This is a genomic window from Mycolicibacter acidiphilus, from assembly GCF_018455725.1.
Classification (GTDB): domain Bacteria; phylum Actinomycetota; class Actinomycetes; order Mycobacteriales; family Mycobacteriaceae; genus Mycobacterium; species Mycobacterium acidiphilum.
Map to the genome: position 1 here is coordinate 1 of NZ_JAHCLR010000128.1, position 841 is coordinate 841.

The 841-nt window shown below is 66.8% G+C and carries 1 protein-coding gene; it reads right to left on the reverse strand.

The annotated features are described in order from the left end of the window. Nucleotides 1-18 precede the first annotated feature (18 nt). Nucleotides 19-841: PE/PPE C-terminal domain-containing protein (locus KIH27_RS22145; RefSeq protein WP_214095093.1), on the reverse strand; the 823-nt coding region annotated here is incomplete at its 5' end.

The following is an 841-nucleotide window of genomic DNA, read 5'->3' on the forward strand; positions in this document are numbered from 1 at the left end:
ACACCGCATAATCCATCGTCAATGCATCGCCTCCCTCGTCAGCCGGGCCATCGCATCACAACCCATTGCCAGCACCGCCAACTCATCGCGGAGCTGGTACAGCTCGTCTTGCTCGCGCTTGCTCAATCCGCTGAGGTTGAGCGATATGTCTTGGGCCGACCGGTTCTGTTCGGCTTCATCGGCGTCGGTTTCGCCGGGCCGAGTTGACACTGCGGTGACGCCGGCGCCGGCCTGCACACGCCCGTCGGCTTTTAGGGGGCTGTTGACCACGCTGGCCACCGGTCCGCTCATCGGTCCGCCCATCAGCGGCGGCATCATCCCGGCCGATGACAGCGCCGGTGCGGACAGGGCCGGTGCGGACGCGGCGGGCAACGCCGCGGCGGCAAGTCGGATATCGCCGGACGCCACACCCCACGACGGCGGCACCGATAGCTTGCCGAGTGGCACCGCACGGCCAACGCCCGCAGAGGCAGTCGGCCCGGGCGCGCCGGCCAGGGTGGCCGCCGGCACTTCCGCGGACGTTGACGAGGCCAGACCGGCGCCGGTCGCCGCTCCCATAGCGGCTCCTGGTCCCAGCATCGACAATTTGCCGCTGAGAAGGTACAGCGGGAACATCGCAAGTTGGGAACCCTCGCCGGTAAGGCCTGATCCAGTCGTCTGGAGCAATACGGCCCCAGCGCTATTGAAGAAGCCATCCAAGCCCTTGACGGTCGAGTTCTGCAGAAGTGGGCTGTTGGCCATCTCTCCGAACGGATTCCAATCCAGGATGGATGATCCGGTCTGGGCGGTCGTGCTGGCTTGACTGGCGGCTCCGGCGGGGTTGGTGGTCTGTGGTGCGGCG